The organism is Janibacter sp. CoH_79_TC_3 (assembly GCF_058197955.1).
This window is the reverse complement of sequence record NZ_JBXWIV010000019.1, coordinates 37,819-54,009: the sequence shown is the minus strand read 5'-3', so window position 1 is coordinate 54,009 and position 16,191 is coordinate 37,819. Positions and strand designations below refer to the sequence as shown.

The 16,191-nt window shown below is 40.1% G+C and carries 11 protein-coding genes and 4 pseudogenes; 10 read left to right on the top strand and 5 right to left on the bottom strand.

The genetic code is table 11. The features are described from left to right. A partial coding sequence (locus tag AC2FA3_RS12815) for a hypothetical protein (RefSeq protein ID WP_490509901.1) occupies positions 1 to 228 on the top strand: 228 nt, incomplete at its 5' end. 203 nt (positions 229 to 431) lie between these two features. Here AC2FA3_RS12815 and AC2FA3_RS12810 read toward each other — a convergent pair. Then, positions 432 to 923: a hypothetical protein gene (locus AC2FA3_RS12810; RefSeq protein WP_490509900.1), complete on the bottom strand. Its 492-nt coding sequence runs from the start codon at positions 921 to 923 to the stop codon at positions 432 to 434. A gap of 221 nt (positions 924 to 1,144) precedes the next feature. On the opposite strand from AC2FA3_RS12810, the pseudogene AC2FA3_RS12805 reads away from it, so the two are divergent. The 7 genes and pseudogenes from AC2FA3_RS12805 to AC2FA3_RS12775 all read left to right on the top strand — a co-directional run. Further along, a pseudogene (locus AC2FA3_RS12805) lies at positions 1,145 to 2,377 on the top strand (IS3 family transposase). Positions 2,378 to 2,857: 480 nt separating this feature from the next. Further along, positions 2,858 to 4,018, top strand: coding sequence for a DUF819 family protein (locus tag AC2FA3_RS12800; RefSeq protein WP_490509899.1), 1,161 nt, complete (start codon positions 2,858 to 2,860; stop codon positions 4,016 to 4,018). Positions 4,019 to 4,033: 15 nt separating this feature from the next. Beyond that, positions 4,034 to 4,366, top strand: a complete 333-nt coding sequence (locus tag AC2FA3_RS12795) for a DUF3870 domain-containing protein (RefSeq protein ID WP_490509898.1) — start codon at positions 4,034 to 4,036, stop codon at positions 4,364 to 4,366. A 60-nt stretch (positions 4,367 to 4,426) separates the two neighbouring features. Then, a complete protein-coding gene (locus AC2FA3_RS12790; RefSeq protein ID WP_490509897.1) occupies positions 4,427 to 5,518 on the top strand; it encodes a dipeptide epimerase in 1,092 nt (363 codons plus the stop codon). Between the two features lie 199 nt (positions 5,519 to 5,717). Next, a complete protein-coding gene (locus AC2FA3_RS12785; protein ID WP_490509896.1) occupies positions 5,718 to 6,845 on the top strand; it encodes a M14 family metallopeptidase in 1,128 nt (375 codons plus the stop codon). 643 nt (positions 6,846 to 7,488) lie between these two features. Continuing rightward, positions 7,489 to 7,776, top strand: a pseudogene (locus tag AC2FA3_RS12780) (helix-turn-helix domain-containing protein); the annotation flags it as partial. Positions 7,777 to 7,784: 8 nt separating this feature from the next. After that, a pseudogene (locus tag AC2FA3_RS12775) lies at positions 7,785 to 7,967 on the top strand (transposase); the annotation flags it as partial. A gap of 671 nt (positions 7,968 to 8,638) precedes the next feature. On the opposite strand, the gene AC2FA3_RS12770 reads toward AC2FA3_RS12775, so the two are convergent. From AC2FA3_RS12770 to AC2FA3_RS12755, 4 genes and pseudogenes are all read right to left on the bottom strand, one after another. Then, on the bottom strand, positions 8,639 to 9,439 hold the full coding sequence (locus tag AC2FA3_RS12770) for a nuclear transport factor 2 family protein (RefSeq protein WP_490509895.1): 801 nt from the start codon (positions 9,437 to 9,439) through the stop codon (positions 8,639 to 8,641). Positions 9,440 to 9,483: 44 nt separating this feature from the next. Further along, on the bottom strand, positions 9,484 to 10,962 hold the full coding sequence (locus AC2FA3_RS12765; protein WP_490509893.1) for a gamma-aminobutyraldehyde dehydrogenase: 1,479 nt from the start codon (positions 10,960 to 10,962) through the stop codon (positions 9,484 to 9,486). A gap of 320 nt (positions 10,963 to 11,282) precedes the next feature. After that, positions 11,283 to 11,606: pseudogene (locus tag AC2FA3_RS12760) on the bottom strand (manganese efflux pump); the annotation flags it as partial. 40 nt (positions 11,607 to 11,646) lie between these two features. Next, complete coding sequence (locus tag AC2FA3_RS12755) at positions 11,647 to 12,399, bottom strand: helix-turn-helix transcriptional regulator (RefSeq protein WP_490509892.1); 753 nt, start codon at positions 12,397 to 12,399, stop codon at positions 11,647 to 11,649. A gap of 181 nt (positions 12,400 to 12,580) precedes the next feature. On the opposite strand from AC2FA3_RS12755, the gene AC2FA3_RS12750 reads away from it, so the two are divergent. Both AC2FA3_RS12750 and AC2FA3_RS12745 read left to right on the top strand, forming a co-directional pair. Further along, the gene (locus AC2FA3_RS12750) at positions 12,581 to 13,690 is read left to right on the top strand and encodes a class II histone deacetylase (protein ID WP_490509891.1); all 1,110 of its coding nucleotides are present in this window, start codon (positions 12,581 to 12,583) and stop codon (positions 13,688 to 13,690) included. 339 nt (positions 13,691 to 14,029) lie between these two features. Continuing rightward, the gene (locus tag AC2FA3_RS12745; protein WP_490509890.1) at positions 14,030 to 15,844 is read left to right on the top strand and encodes an NAD(P)/FAD-dependent oxidoreductase; all 1,815 of its coding nucleotides are present in this window, start codon (positions 14,030 to 14,032) and stop codon (positions 15,842 to 15,844) included. Positions 15,845 to 16,191: the final 347 nt, after the last annotated feature.

Below are 16,191 nucleotides of genomic sequence, written 5' to 3'. Positions count from 1 at the left end.
GCGCTCTATAGCATCAATACCTGCGAGCTGGTGCAAGATTCTCGCGGCAACTGGTATGCCTGTATTACGGTTAAAGATTTTCCAACGACTAAATGCGGTACTGGTAAGGTTGGTATTGATTTGGGCTGCAACGGGACGTTAATGGAGCAAAAAATATACTCGCGGGCGGGCTTGGTCGTCTTTAGTAGGAATCCCCTTCACTTTTATGGAGGGGAGGATGTCAAATAAAATATATGTTGCCCGACTAATTAGCCAAGCCAGTAAGTTTATTAATATATATCAAAACGTAACTATAAATAATTTTTAATATTTATTTTAAGTTTTATAAATTATAAAAGTAGCAATATTAGAGTGAAAAGTGGTCTATAAAAAACGGCAAAAAAAAGCCCTTTTTAGATAATTAAAAAGGGCTATCAATTATTTGATAATTTCTAGTTATAACGTATAAGTCTTTCACCATTGATCATGTGGTTTGCGGCTACAATAATTTTATCAATAACCGCGTCCGTAGCTTTAATCATATTTGATAGATGGTAGTGCATTTCATTATAGCTATCGCTCTTATGCACTTTTACAGCAATTAGTAGATTATGTTTATAGCTAACATGACCAGTGTGAGCATCGATTAGACGCGCCAGCTCATTATATATTTCAACTTTGGATAATGTTTCTTGAATATCGTCTAATAGCAGATCATGACAAAATTGATTGCTTGCCTCAAATTCTTGTTCCGTAAGATCACGCTTACCACCTGATGTCTGCTTAACTTTATAAGGGGTGTCTTGGTTCTTATAGAATACTTGGAAAAAGGCGTCAGAACTTTCGACTGTTACTACAACCAAATGGTGGTTACCATCGGCACACCCTAGTTTTAGGTGGCTTGGATTTACAGTTTTCAAGTGCTTCATTAGTGATATTTTCATGCCAACCTCTTCGTATTTATATTTTCACAGGACCCTCTTTGTCTAGGGCCTTTATATTATATCTAAAATATGAGAATACGATAAGTTTATGTTGTGAAATTAATATAAAACTAAGTTAGCGTGTAACCAAAGTACATATGCAAGCTCTCTTGTGAGTGAGCTATGCTGAAGAAACCGTACAGTTAAACTTGGTAAACTAATCGTATTAATCGAAGTTTATCATGGTCAAGAAAATCAGAACCTATAGCACAGAATTTAAAGCTGAAGCCGTCAATAAGATAGCAGACAATAATGGCAATATCTCAGCGACCGCAAAGCAGCTTGGCATCGCCATGCAGACCTTATCTAATTGGCATAATAAAGCCAATCAAGGCAAGCTTATCGGCACAGAACAATATGACCCTGAGCTTATGGCAGCTATTCAGAAGATAAAGCAACTCAAACGACAGCTTAAAGTAGCCGAAGAGGAACGAGAGATATTAAAAAAGGCCACGGCGTACTTCGCGAATGAGGAACGTTAAAAAACAGTTTGGGAGACTGTTTTAGTGACGCAAGTCGAAGGGCTATGCTCGCAGTGACAGTTAGTGAGGTACGCCTTTATCAAAAACAACGATTTTTTCTTTAGCATCACTACTATGTGTCGTGTACTAAAGGTTAAGCATTCTAGCTACTATGACTGGCTGAGTCGTGATATTAGTGAGCAACAGATACACCGTAATCAGTCTGAGCTACTGGTCAGAGCGGCACATAGTGAAACAAAATCACGTTATGGTGCTGATCGACTGCATGCAAAGCTGATAGAGCAAGGGCACGATATTAGCTTGTATATGGTCAGAAGCATTAAAGAAGAACACGGCATCAAATGCCGTCGCCACAAACGTTTTAAAGTCACCACGGACTCCAATCACAATAAGCTTGTCTATCCAAACATACTAAATCAGCAGTTTAATGCTAAGCGCCCTAATGAATCGTGGGTCAGTGATATTACTTATATCTGGACCAATGAGGGCTGGCTGTACTTAGCAGGTGTTAAAGATTTATACACCAAAGAGCTTGTTGGATATGCCATAAGTAAGCGCATGACCGCCGATTTAGTCTGTCGTGCACTCAATATGGCAATCAAAAATGAAAGTCCAAGCCAAGGATTGATTGTGCACTCTGACAGAGGCAGCCAGTATTGTAGTCATGCCTATCACAAAATCATCAAGCAGCATCATTTTAAAGGCTCAATGAGTGGTAAAGGTAATTGCTTTGACAATGCGCCAATAGAGAGTTTCTGGGGCATATTAAAGAATGAGGTTGTATACCATCAGGATTATAAAACAAGGTTTACAGCGACCAATGAGATCACACAGTATATAGAGCTGTACTATAATCAAACTAGAATTCAAAAGGGTTTAGGCTATCGATCGCCAAGGCAGGTGTGGTTTGACTTTTACCGTCAGGCTGCGTAACTAAAATCTCCCAAGTTTAACTGTACGGATTTGACGGCAGGGATCAAATGTCTACTAATTTAAAATCAGAGTTAAATTTTTTTGATATAGATTTTTATCTTTTTTTTCTCTAGACTGTCCTTCTGAACATTTTAGTATGGTTCTTGTCATACTAAAATAATCTGTGGTGTGCATAAAAATTATGCTACCTATGAAAGTCAAAATAAGAAGAGATATCTTGAATAAGTTATCGCTAGCCCTGACGACTCCATTAGTACAAGTTAATGAACTGGTGCTTTAGCGAAAAATCTAAGGAGTCCATACTTGGTTATCAGACTCTAAAAGACTTTCAAGGTATCTAAAGTTATTTAAATATTGATCAGCATACTTTTTAATACATCACCAAGTAGTCAACTCCCTTACTCAGTTAATTATATATTACACGTCATAAGAGAGACTTGATAAACCATCATACATAAATTGTATTTATAGGGAAGTAATATGATTACCAATGGTTTTTCATACGTCGCAATTATCGTGTTTTTTGCAGGTTTAGTTATTTTTACAGAGAAAAGCACTAAACTTAAATTTTTTGAGTATATCCCCGCTATTGTTGTTATCTACTTTGGCGTCATGATTATGTCTTCAATTGGTCTTTGGGAGCGATCAGGAGAAATCGCAGATTCTTACGATGCACTAAAACATGCCATTCTTCCTGCCATGATTTTTTTAATGCTACTCAAAGCAGATTTAAGACAAATCGTCAAACTTGGACCAAAGATGCTTATAGCATTCTTTGCTGCTTCAATTACTATCGGTATTGGTTTTATTGTTACTTACGCCATATTCAAAAGCATGTATCCGCCTGAGGCTTGGAAAGCATTTGCAGCCCTTTCAGGAAGCTGGATGGGTGGTACTGCTAATATGGTAGCAATTCAGGGAGCGCTTGAGATTAATGATGCCGATATGGGTTATACCCTGCTCATTGACTCTATTGATTATGCTGTCTGGGTTATGGTTCTTTTAGCCTTAGTCCCTTACTCAAAAGTGTTCGATAAGTTCACAAAAGCGGATAGCAGCACGCTTGATCAGGTTGCTAAAAACCTAGAAAAAGAAAGTGCAAAGCATAGACAGGAGATCGAATTTTCTGATCTTATGATGCTTACTGGTACAAGTCTTATTATTGCTGCTGGTGCATGGTATCTTGCTGACTTACTCCCTAGCACTAGCTTTTTGAGTGGTACGACTTGGGCGGTCATCATTGCCTCAACTATCGGTATTGCATTGGGTATGACCAAGTTCGGAAAACTTCCAGGTTCGAATCAGATTGCAAACGTCATGCTTTACACCCTAGTTGGTCTCATTGCTTCAGGAGCAAAATTCTCTGAACTGACAGAAGCGCCACTTTACATTTTATCGGGCTTCATGATACTTGGCATACACTTGGTATTGATGATAATTGTCGCCAAAATCTTCAAACTGGATCTGTTCAGTTGCGGCGTCGCCAGTCTGGCAAACGTAGGCGGGGTTGCCTCTGCGCCCATACTTGCAGCCGCTTATGGAGAGGCATTAATTCCTATTGGAGTCCTGATGGCGATGCTTGGTTATATTGTAGGTACCGGTGGTGGACTATTGGTAGGTAGTATTCTCTCAATAATATAATCAAAAGGCATCGTTATGATAAGTTTGTATGATAGAAACACAGTATATGTAGTAGGAAACGGCAAAACAAATCTTGATAATGCTATTACCGAGAGATATAAGATATTTTTTATTGGTTTTGTCATCGATATTACTGATGACAAAATCATTGATCTTGGTTGTTCTACTACCGTTGATATTACCTCAAGCTTTATCAAAAGCATTTTTATAGGGAAAAGCTTTGATGGCTACGATTTTGAGATAGAAAAAGACATAGTGACGAGATATTTTGGAAGCTCGCAAAAAGCCATCATTATTGCCTATAAAGATGCTGTGAAAAAATACACTAAGATAAAAGCTAATATATGAATTCAGCATAGCTAAATAGATATGTTGAACTTATTTATCAAGCACTTGTAAGGAAACGCAATGAAAATTACAGATATAAAAATAGGGTATATATCAGTACCCTTAACTACACCATTCAAAACCGCACTTAGAACCGTTAAAAGTGTCAATGATGTTATCGTTGAAGTACACACGGATATAGGAAATATAGGCTATGGTGAAGCCGCTCCAACAGGCGTTATCACAGGTGATACTACAGGTGCCATCGTTGGCGCTATTGAAGACCATATAAAAAAGGCGCTTATAGGTTTAGATATAGAAGACCTAGAAACTATTATGACCAAGCTTGATAATTGTGTCATTAAAAACTACAGTGCAAAAGCGGCAGTTGATATCGCTATCTACGACCTATTTGGTCAACTCTATAATGCACCCGTGTACAAACTACTTGGTGGCCATAGAAAAGAGTTAACCACAGATATTACGGTCAGTATCAATGAGCCTGATGAGATGGCACAAGATAGTGTTAAAGCGGTTAAATTAGGCTATAAAACGCTGAAAATAAAAGTAGGTAAAGACGGTAAAAAAGATATGTTAAGAATGCAATCTATACGTGATGCCGTCGGTTATGATATCGACTTGAGGATTGATGCCAATCAAGGCTGGAGTCCAAAAGAAGCAGTTAGAGCCCTAAGGAAGATGGAGGATGCTGGACTCAATATAGAGCTTGTTGAACAGCCTGTTGTGGCGCATGATTTGGCAGGATTCAAATACGTAACCGATAATATAGATATTCCAACGGTGGCAGATGAGAGTGTGTTTGGGCCTTATGACGCTTTGAAGATTATGCAACTGGGTGCAGCAGATATCATTAACATAAAGCTTATGAAAACCGGTGGTATCCATAATGCGCTAAGGATCGTCTCTATGGCAGAAGTCTACGGGGTCGAATGTATGATTGGTTCTATGCTTGAGTCAAAAGTCAGCGTAACGGCAGCCGTTCATCTAGCAGCTGCCAAGAGTGTAATCACTAAGTTTGACCTTGATGGACCTATATTATGCAGTGAAGATCATGCTCATGGCGGTGCTATATATGACCATTATAAAATCACGCTAAGTGATGCACCAGGTTTTGGAATTACGGGCATTGATGGCATAGTCTACCAAGACTGAAGAAGTCAAAAGAGCTGGGCAACTATTTATTTAACTTTTAACAATTGACTGATTAAGGTGATGAGTAGTTGTCAATTTTTTAGACTACTAGCCTTTAAAATAGGCTGTCTTAGATTCATCTTTTATTTTGGGTTAGTCAGTGTCTTTATCTCACTTGAGTGTGATTGATTACTCTACATAACCCAATTAAGGAAATATTATGCATATCAGTGCCCATTTCGATAGCGGTAATATCGAAGTTATTAATTCAGATGATAAAAATAACATCCAGTTAGCTATTCGTCCAGACGTCGGTGGTGAGTTCTTTCAGTGGTTTAACTTTCTTATCCAAGGTCAGGTGGGTGAGCATTATGTGCTCAACATCGTTAATGCTGGTGGAGCCTCATACCTTGAAGGCTGGGAGAGCTACCAAGCGGTTGCCTCATTCGATCGTGATTATTGGTTTCGTCTGCCCACCTCATATAAAGACGGCACCTTGACCATAGAAGCGGATATGGAATACGAAACGATGCAGATTGCCTATTTTGCCCCTTACAGCTATGAGCGTCATCTGGACCTGTTGGCATCAGTGCAGTTGCATCCGCTAGTGACTTTAGAGCATTTAGGGGAGACGCTTGATAAGCGTGATCTGACAGTGGTAAAAATTGGCGATGGTGATAGTAATAAGCGGAGTATTTGGATTACAGCGCGTCAGCATCCAGGCGAAACCATGGCTGAATGGTTAGTCGATGGACTGATTCATAGCTTACTTGATAATGATAATGCTAGCGCTAGGTTATTATTGGACAAAGCTAACTTCTATATTGTGCCTAATATGAACCCTGATGGTAGTGTGCGCGGACATCTGCGCACCAACGCAGTCGGTACTAATCTTAATAGAGAATGGTCAAACCCAAGTTTAGACAAAAGCCCTGAGGTCTTTTATGTGATCAATAAAATGCAGCAGACTGGTGTTGATCTATTTTATGATGTACACGGTGACGAAGCCTTGCCCTTTGTATTCCTTGCAGGCTCACAAGGTGTGCCAAGTTATAACGACCGCCTATCACGTTTGAGGAAGAGGTTTTCAGAAGTGTTAAAGTTAGCTAGTGCCGATTTTCAAACAGAAAAAGGTTATGAAGTTAATGCACCGGGCAAAGCGAATATGAGCCTCGCTACTAACTGGGTGGCTGAGCGTTTTAATTGTTTGGCTAATACATTAGAGATGCCTTTTAAGGATAATGATAATGTACCTAATGTAGCTACAGGCTGGTCACCAGAGCGTTCAATTAAGCTAGGTGAAGCCTCGTTAGTTGCAATGCTGTCGGTCGTGGATGATTTACGTTAGTTAATGATTTAGACCAACTAATTTAGGTAGATTCTTAAGCAATTAACAATTCAAACCCTAGTAAATACTTCTTGCTAGGGTTTGAATTGTTATAGGACGAAACTAAACTACGAAGTTTAATTCTATTTGGTGATGTTTCACTGCTTACGACTTTTTGTGCGTTATCTATCACTAGCTATGATGGTTACGATAAAGATGAAGTTGTATATAGAGTTGGTGATATCAGCAAGAAGGATGTAGGTGCTAAAATAGGTATGTCTGGAGAGCAAGTGCTAAATAGGACTTACTGGGGAAGACCAGATAACACCTATATTGAGATTGATATGAATAACAAATTTGAATTATGGAATTCTCAGATATATGGAGAGAGAGAAACGGAGTAACACAGAGTATGGGTCTCATTTTTTTCATAAATGGAAAGCTAACTCATATAATAGACCTCTTGCAAAAGTATCAGAGAATTTTACAATAACTCATACATTCACAACTGGCTAGGAACCATGCCAAACACAGATAAGCTTCTCAAACAAAGCAATGCAGGCTTTAAACGCTACACGGGCATTCATAAAGCCACCTTTTATGAAATGCTTGAGGCCATGAAGCACAAAAGACCAAATCAGGTAGACCAAGCGCGCTTAGTCTTGAGGAACAGATATTACTGGCACTTACTTATTGGCGTGAATACCGAACGCTGTACCACATCAGTATGGACTTTGGTATTCATGAGTATTCTGCTAGCCGTATTATTCGAAAAGTAGAAGACATACTGGTTGATTCAGGTAAGTTTGAATTGCCCAAAAAGCTCCCTAGTAGAGTCGATGACGACATCAATTGGTCAGTCGTCATTGTCGATGCAACCGAAGCCCCCATTGAGCGTCCAAAAAAAACCAAAGAGACTACTACAGCGGCAAGAAGAAACAACACACCTTAAAAGCGAAGGTTATCGTTCATTGGCAAACCGGTTTGATATTAGATGTTCAAACGTCTAAAGGCTCTATTCACGATTTTAAGTTGTATAAAGACACTTGTCCTTATTGGCTTACTGACAATGCTAAATTACTAGCAGATAGTGGCTATCAGGGCATTTCAAAGTTACATGAACAGAGCTTCACCCCCCTTTAAAAAGCCTCGTGGGGGTCAGCTGTTAGACCTTTGCAAACAAGCCAATCACTACCTGGCTAAGTTTCGCATTATGGTTGAGTATAAAATAGGCTTAATCAAACGGTACAAAATCGTGGCTCATAAATATCGTAACCGTCGACAGCGCTATGATCTTAGGATGAAGCTATTCGCCAGTATTGTTAATTTCGAGCTTGGTTTATGACTTTTGCATGAGGTCTAATAGTTTTGAAGTTATTAATTATGAAACTGAGGTTAGATTGAGCATAGATTCTCATTTACCTACCTCAGATAATACAATGATACTAGGAGAGCCTGGCTCTGGCAAAATTACATTATTGCGTTATCCTGTATTAGACTTATTATCTACGCATCCCAAACTTGAAAATATAACCAAGAAATGGGGTGACTTACTGAGACCATCCTAAACTCTGTGTGACTGCCATTTAGATTAAATGCCTGCTGATGCGGTCATCAAACATAATCATAAAGCGATGAAGAGCAGACGTCCAGTTACGAATGGGCACTGACCACTTTTTGGACGCATGCTGTGTTGCTAGATAGACCGCCTTGGATGCCGCCTAACTAGACGGGGAAAAGCCGTACAAAAAAGAGGTGATTACACAAGAGTAATCACCTCTATTATTCTACTCATTTCAAACAAATAATCTATCTCACAACTCCGTCGAGGTAAATGCTCCGTAGCTATGAGCAAGTTCATTATCGGGAAGCACAGGCGCAATCGCATCCCACAACTCAACCACATAGCCGTTCTCAACACGCCACAGCTCGCAGAATGAATGGCGCTCACCGCCGATAGAGCCTTCAGAATGTGTCAATATAAAGTTACCGTCGGCAACAGTACGATGCAACGTGTCATAAGTCAGTACGCCGTTGTCCTGTTTAAGATTCTCCAAAAACTCAATCATGTTCGTAACACCATCAGCGATATCACCGGAGTGCTGCGTGAATGTGCCATCTGGTCGAGCAAATCCGATCATAGATTGATAATCTTGTGAGTGGAGGAAAGTGTGCCAAACTTCCTTAACAAGTGTACGATTAGTCTCAGTGTTTGCTGATCTATCGACCTCAGTCGGTCCGTCTAATTGTGTGTGTCCAGAATCATTGGGAGTTGTCTCGGTAACCAGTCCATCCCAATGTTCAACGATCTTGCCATCAGCAACACGGTAAATATCGAAGCCGACGTACAACTCATCTGGATCTAGCCCTGGGTAAGAGCCGTGTAAGGCGACCAACCCATTCGCCTCATCCACTAATACACGCGCCACGTCATGGCGCATATTTGGAGCGCCAGCAACAAGATCTCTCAAACCTTGTAATCCATTAGCAACGAGCGGTGAATGCTCAACGTAATCAGGCGAGAAGTTGCGATCTAGAGTGGTCACATCGTGTTCAGTAAATAATTCTCGGTCGGCAGTAACCACGAGTTCACGAATATCAGTCATGTCCGTCATGTCGATTTTCTCCTTCTATATAATATTCTATATCACATTTGCAGTTATTCCATTGAACTCATGACGTGCTTGAGTCGGGTATACTCCTCTACACCATACCTAGACAAATCCTTGCCGTAGCCAGAGTTTTTAAAGCCACCATGAGGCATCTCTGCGACAAGGGGTATATGGCAGTTAATCCAGACACATCCAAAATCTAAGTCTCGCGATACTCGCAACGCTCTAGCATGATCCTTCGTCCATACTGAAGACGCTAAGCCATACTCTACGTCATTGGACATGCGTACCGCCTCTTCTTCCGTCGAGAACGTCTGCACTGTGATAACGGGCCCAAAAATTTCGTCCTGAATGACCTCGTCGTCCTGACGCAAACCATCGACCACAGTAGGCTCAAAGAAGAAGCCTGACATATCTTTGGCTCGCTTACCTCCAGTTACTATCTTAGCATGGTCAGGCAGACGCTCTAATAAACCCTCAATCCGCTCAAGTTGGCTTGCATTATTGAGAGGCCCGTACAGAATATCTTCTTTCTCAGGTGTTCCGTAAGCCGTAGCTTCGGCGGCCTCGACTAGCTTAGCGAGGAAGTCATCATGGATTGATTCCTGAACGAGGATTCGGGTGGACGACGTACAGTCTTGACCAGCGTTGAAGAAACCAGTCTCAGCGAGTTTAGTGGCGGCGGCGTCAAGGTCGGCGTCATCAAAAACCACACACGGAGCCTTACCGCCCAACTCCAAATGCACTCTAGTCAGATTCTTCGCTGCAGCTGCAGCGACTGCCATACCTGCTTTGACTGAACCAGTAATTGCTACCAGTCCAGGCACCTTCGAGCTTGATAATAAAGCACCGGTCTCGCCATCACCTAGTACTACGTTAAACGTACCTTCGGGCAGGAACTCTGCTGCAATCTCCGCCATCAATAGCGTGGAATCAGGCGTAGTATCTGACGGCTTTAGAACAATCGTGTTTCCGGCCGCAAGCGCAGGCCCTATCTTCCATATTGCCATCATAATTGGATAGTTCCATGGAGTAATCTGCCCAACAACGCCGATTGGTTCGCGACGAAGTGCTGAGTTAAAGCCTTCTAAGTACTCACCTGATGGAGCACCATTGAGCATACGTGCTGCACCCGCAAAGAATCTTAATTGGTCAATACCAGTATCTACTTCCTCCGAAGCAACCAAATACTTTGGCTGACCAGTATTGAGCACTTGAGCCTCTACTAGGTCATCACGACGTGCCTCTAGAGCATCAGCGATTTTTAGCATTGCTGCTTGCCGTTCCGAAGGAGTAGTACGTCCCCATGTGGCTGTAGCAGCTTCAGCTGCAGCGTATGCTTCCTCGACGTCTTGTTTATTGGAAATCGGAGACTTACCAATGCTCTCTCCGGTCGTTGGGTCAATTAAATCGAAGTTCACTGAGCTATGTGACTTAACGTATCTGTTGTTTACGAAGTTCTGACGCTGACTCATTATGTGCTCCTGATATATATGATTAATAACATCAAAGCTAGCACGGTTCATATAGAGTTGCAAACGATAGTCAGACATACTAAACCGTCCCGACTATTTCGGAGGCTATTTATTTCAGTTAGGCCACTTGGGCTAACTGACTAAGGTTATCATAATACTGTCTTTCAAATTCAAAAGGTGACACATAACCAATTATTCTATGCAGTTGTATTTTATTGAATCTGAAAAGTGTTAAAAATCGATTTAGCTTTGCAAAACGAAGAATGATCTCAAATAGGCCGCTTAAAACAATCAGCGTACTTTTTAATGTGAAATGACTCTATTCTTACTGTTTAACTAGTAGCTAAAAATTATTGAAAATAAGAGTGCCCTTAAACCACAATGTTCACGCCGATTGCTATCAACACTAAACCGCCCAAAGCTTCCGTCCAACTGCCTAGCCATGTTCCTGACTGGCGTCCTGTATAAGCGCCTAAAACACTTACAACAGCCATTGTGAGTGCGATAATTAAACAGTCAACATAAACATTAACAGCCAGCAGGTTTAAAGTAAACCATGCTGCCATGGCATCGAGACTCGTTGCTATAGCCAACGACAGCAATGTTTTATGACTTAAATTGATCCGAGTCTCATCATCGTTAACAGAGCGCGACTCATAGAGCATCTTGATACCAAGCGCTACCAATATAATAAAAGCAACCCAAGCGAGCCTTTTCCAAAAAGTGTGTAACTACTTATCTCGCCGAACTATTTAATTTATAAATTAAACCTGTACGATTATTAACTTGTTTTTTCTCATACATATTTCTCAAATGTTTCTTTACAGTATTAATAGTAATAAATAACTGATTTGCAATTTCTATATTCGAGTGTCCTTTTACAATCAACCGATAAATTTCCAACTCTCTGTTCGAAAGTATAGTTTTCGGTTCTGCGTCCGAATTAACTAGCACATTAACAGTGGCAATGTCTTTGATGCGCATCGAATTTATAACTAAGTGCTGCATATGTGTAGATAGTGTCTGTAGAACAGCTTTATCATTTCTCGTAAAAACTCTTTCTCCTTTAAATCTGACAAATCCTATTCCTGCATAAATAGCAGTTGCCGTAGAAAGGTACATAACCATCTGATCGATAATTTCATGACGCTCGATAAACTTATGATAAGAAGAGCTTATCAGCTGCTTTGGTGTTGCCACCTCTCCTATTAGATATACAGACTCTTTGCTACATTTTAAGTTAGGCAAATGCTTTTTAGGATGCATCACATCATTCATGCTGTGAGTCTCTTTATAATCAAGAATCAGTTGTTCGCTGAAATTATAGAATTTCAAGCTATGCATATTACACTTTTCGTCTGCATACCAAAGTAACGAATGATGGAATTGAAAGAGCTCAGAAAATAACGGTTGAATCTGCTTGTGATCGGAGAGAGAGCTATTAATAAAATGTATGATGTTCCGATAATCTGCTTTCTTTATATTCATAAGTCATCCTCACATCTTGTTATCAGGCTACAAGTTTGCTCGTTAATATCGATGCTTCCAGTGCAAAAGAGCTGAAAACCTATCTTTTAAAATTATCCTTTTAGGTAATATACAGTAGCCTAATAATTTGGAATGATAGGTTTCAACATTCATGCTACAGAGCTTAAGACAAGGAAGTCAAATGAAGAAAACAGGTTTTATTTATGATGAAAGCTATTTCTGGCACGATAACGGCTCAGGTGCATTGCATTTAGCGTCAGGTGGTTACGTACAAAGTCACGTATACGGAGAAGATCCTGAAACGAAAAGACGTTTTAAAAACTTGATGGATATCTGTGGTTTGACTCCTCAGTTGGAGTCGATAGCTCCGGAACGCGCTACAAGAGAAGATATCGAGTTATTTCACCTGCCAAGCTATATTGATAAAGTGAAAGAATTAAGTGACGCAAACGGTGGTGATGCAGGACAAATTGCTATTGTAGGTAGAGGCTCTTATGAAATTGCTCTCCTATCTGCAGGTGGAGCAATGACTGCTGTGGATTCTGTTATGGATGGGAATGTGCAAAACGTTTACGCATTAACAAGACCACCAGGTCATCACGCTGAAGCACAAGAAGGGATGGGATTTTGCTTATTCAATAATGTAGCAATCGCAGCAAAGCATGCTAAACGAAAGTATAATTTAGAGCGTATTCTTGTACTTGATTGGGATGTCCACCATGGTAATGGTACAGAACAGGCATTTTACGAGGATGACAGCACATTATTCATCTCCTTACATCAAGATCGCTTATTCCCTGCTGAGCGCGGTTATGTTGAGCACACTGGTGAAGGCAAAGGTGAAGGCTATAATGTCAATATCCCATTGCCAGCTGGTACTGGCAACGCTGGATATATGAATGCATTTGAGAAGGTTGTTGGTCCAATTGTTGATCAATTTAAACCTGAGCTTATCATAGTATCCGCAGGACAAGATCCAAACTTCTTCGATCCATTAGCACGAATGATGGTGACAGCAGACGGTTTCGGACGCTTTGCAAATTTTATGAAAAATCTTGCTGAAAAACATTGTGATGGCCGTTTAGTATTGTGTCATGAAGGAGGATACAGCGCTGCATACGTTCCTTTCTGCTCATTGGCTATTGTAGAAGCAATAAGCGGAATAAAAACAGATGTAGAAGATCCATTCATGGAGGGCTTCGGTTGTCCAGTTGAGACTTTATTTCCCCATGAAGAAGATGCTGTTCAAGCTGTTATTAAACAACAATCAAAATACTGGAAATTTGAATAGCGTAATATCTTCTTATGTTCACTTGGTACTAAAATATACATGATTATTAGTGCATATATAGATTGCTCTATAATGAAGAAGTCGTTGTAAAAATCGGTAAGTATTCGATTTATTTTATTTATTAGAGGCCTTATGGTTAGGATGATTACCGAGTTATTACCTGTAGAGACTATCATTTTTCTTTAATATATTTATTTTCTTTTTTAAAATATTTATATAAATAGATGATGCTTTCCGATTCACTTCGGAAAGCATCATATTTCGTGCTTAGCAATATTTTAATGCTGCAAATGGAATTCAGCAAGAGAGTCAAAAAAAACAACCAAGGAGAGGGATTTTATGACTTATCAAAAATTAGACAATGAGTTGTCCGCAAGCCAACAAGTAACTAATTGGCTGCAAGATTTTGATCAAGCTTTGAATACAAAGAATATAGACAAAGCAGTTGAGTGTTTTGAAACAGAAGGCTACTGGCGTGATTTAGTCTCATTTACTTGGAATATAAAAACGTTAGAGGGGCAAGATGACATTAAAGAGATGCTTTCACACACCTTGGAAACTACTGAGCCGTATGAATGGCAGCTTGATGGAGAAGCAGTAGAAAATGATGGTGTAGTAGAGGCTTGGATTAGCTTCAACACTAAAGTAGCTAGAGGGTACGGCCACTTGCGCTTGCGTGATGGTAAAGCTTGGACGTTATTAACCACTATGACTGAGCTTAAAGATTTCCCAGAAAAGCGTAAGAAATTACGCTCAAAAGGTGCTGAGCATGGTGTTAATCCTGATCGTTTAACGTGGCAGCAAAAACGTGAGCTTGAAGAGAGTAATCTTGGTTATAGTGAGCAACCTTATTGCCTAGTTATTGGTGGCGGACAAGGTGGTATAGGTCTAGGAGCTCGCCTACGGCAACTAGAAGTGCCTACGATTATTATTGATAAGCAACCAAAGCCAGGTGACACTTGGCGTAACCGTTACAAATCATTATGTTTGCATGATCCTGTATGGTTCGACCATATGCCGTATATTCCATTTCCTGAGAATTGGCCAGTATTTACGCCAAAGGATAAGGTTGGTGATTGGTTAGAAATGTACACTAAGATTATGGAGTTAAACTACTGGGGATCGACTGAATGTATCAGTGCTGCTTTTGATGAAGAATTACAGCAGTGGAATGTAGAGGTTAATAGAGCGGGTGAACGTTTAGTATTACATCCTAAACAATTAGTCTTAGCAACTGGTATGTCAGGATTACCAAATGTTCCTAAAATTCCTGGTATGGAGGATTTTTCTGGAGAGCAACAGCACTCTAGCCAACATCCAGGTGGTGAAGCTTATCGAGGTAAAAAGTGTATTGTACTAGGTGCAAACAATTCGGCGCATGATATTTGCGCTGCCCTTTGGGAAAATGGTGCAGATGTCACCATGGTACAACGATCATCGACGCATATTATCAAATCAGATACCTTGATGGATGAGGTATTGGGTGGTTTATATTCGGAAGAAGCAGTTGAGAAAGGAATTACCACTTATAAGGCAGATCTAACTTTTGGCTCTATTCCTTTTAAAATCATGCCACAATTTCATGAGCCTGTTTACCGTAAAGTAGCAGAGTTAGATGCTGACTTTTATCAGAAACTAACCGATGCAGGCTTTATGCTCGACTTTGGTGAAGATCATACCGGTCTATTTATGAAATATTTGCGTCGAGGTTCTGGTTATTATATCGATGTCGGTGCTTCTGAACTTGTAGCAGAAGGGAAAATAAAGCTTAAACCAAAAGTAGGTATTGATCATATTAAATCTCATTCAGTGGTACTAACTGATGGCACAGAACTAGAAGCTGATCTAATTGTGTATGCCACTGGATATGGGTCCATGAATGGTTGGGCCGCAAAAATAATTTCACAAGAGGTAGCCGATAAAGTCGGTAAGTGTTGGGGCATGGGCTCAGATACAGCCAAAGATCCAGGCCCTTGGGAAGGTGAGTTAAGAAATATGTGGAAACCAACGCAACAACAGGCGTTATGGTTCCATGGCGGTAACTTACATCAATCTCGACATTATTCTCAATACTTGTCGCTGCAGCTCAAAGCGAGAATGGAGGGTATAGAGACCCCTATTTACGGTTTGCAAGAAGTTCATCACTTAGAGTAAGTTTAATATTACTGCTGTGAGTAACTTATAAAAAACCATAAATTTAATGGCCGTACTGGTTTTGTTCAGTACGGCCATTTTTGTATTAGCAACTTTATGAAGAGTTTTGAAATAAATATCTGGGACTTGATATTATGTACCAAATCTCACATTGTCATAATGAATATATGAGTGAGAGGCAGTTTGGACCTCCCCGACTATATCGGAGGCTGATTTACTTTAGTCAGGCAGCGATGCCTGACAGGGTTAAATTATCATAATATCGTCTTTCAAACTCAAAAGGTGACACATAACCAATCATGCTATGCAAACGCTTTAATCATGAACAATCTCGAATTATAGAACCT

Excerpts from the sequence above, each read along its gene's own strand:
- AC2FA3_RS12755 (WP_490509892.1), bottom strand. The coding sequence starts at position 12,399 with ATGAATATAAAGAAAGCAGATTATCGGAACATCATACATTTTATTAAT.
- AC2FA3_RS12810 (WP_490509900.1), bottom strand. The coding sequence starts at position 923 with ATGAAAATATCACTAATGAAGCACTTGAAAACTGTAAATCCAAGCCAC.
- AC2FA3_RS12800 (WP_490509899.1), top strand. The coding sequence starts at position 2,858 with ATGATTACCAATGGTTTTTCATACGTCGCAATTATCGTGTTTTTTGCA.
- AC2FA3_RS12770 (WP_490509895.1), bottom strand. The coding sequence starts at position 9,439 with ATGACGGACATGACTGATATTCGTGAACTCGTGGTTACTGCCGACCGA.
- AC2FA3_RS12750 (WP_490509891.1), top strand. The coding sequence starts at position 12,581 with ATGAAGAAAACAGGTTTTATTTATGATGAAAGCTATTTCTGGCACGAT.
- AC2FA3_RS12765 (WP_490509893.1), bottom strand. The coding sequence starts at position 10,962 with ATGAACCGTGCTAGCTTTGATGTTATTAATCATATATATCAGGAGCAC.
- AC2FA3_RS12795 (WP_490509898.1), top strand. The coding sequence starts at position 4,034 with ATGATAAGTTTGTATGATAGAAACACAGTATATGTAGTAGGAAACGGC.
- AC2FA3_RS12785 (WP_490509896.1), top strand. The coding sequence starts at position 5,718 with ATGCATATCAGTGCCCATTTCGATAGCGGTAATATCGAAGTTATTAAT.
- AC2FA3_RS12745 (WP_490509890.1), top strand. The coding sequence starts at position 14,030 with ATGACTTATCAAAAATTAGACAATGAGTTGTCCGCAAGCCAACAAGTA.
- AC2FA3_RS12790 (WP_490509897.1), top strand. The coding sequence starts at position 4,427 with ATGAAAATTACAGATATAAAAATAGGGTATATATCAGTACCCTTAACT.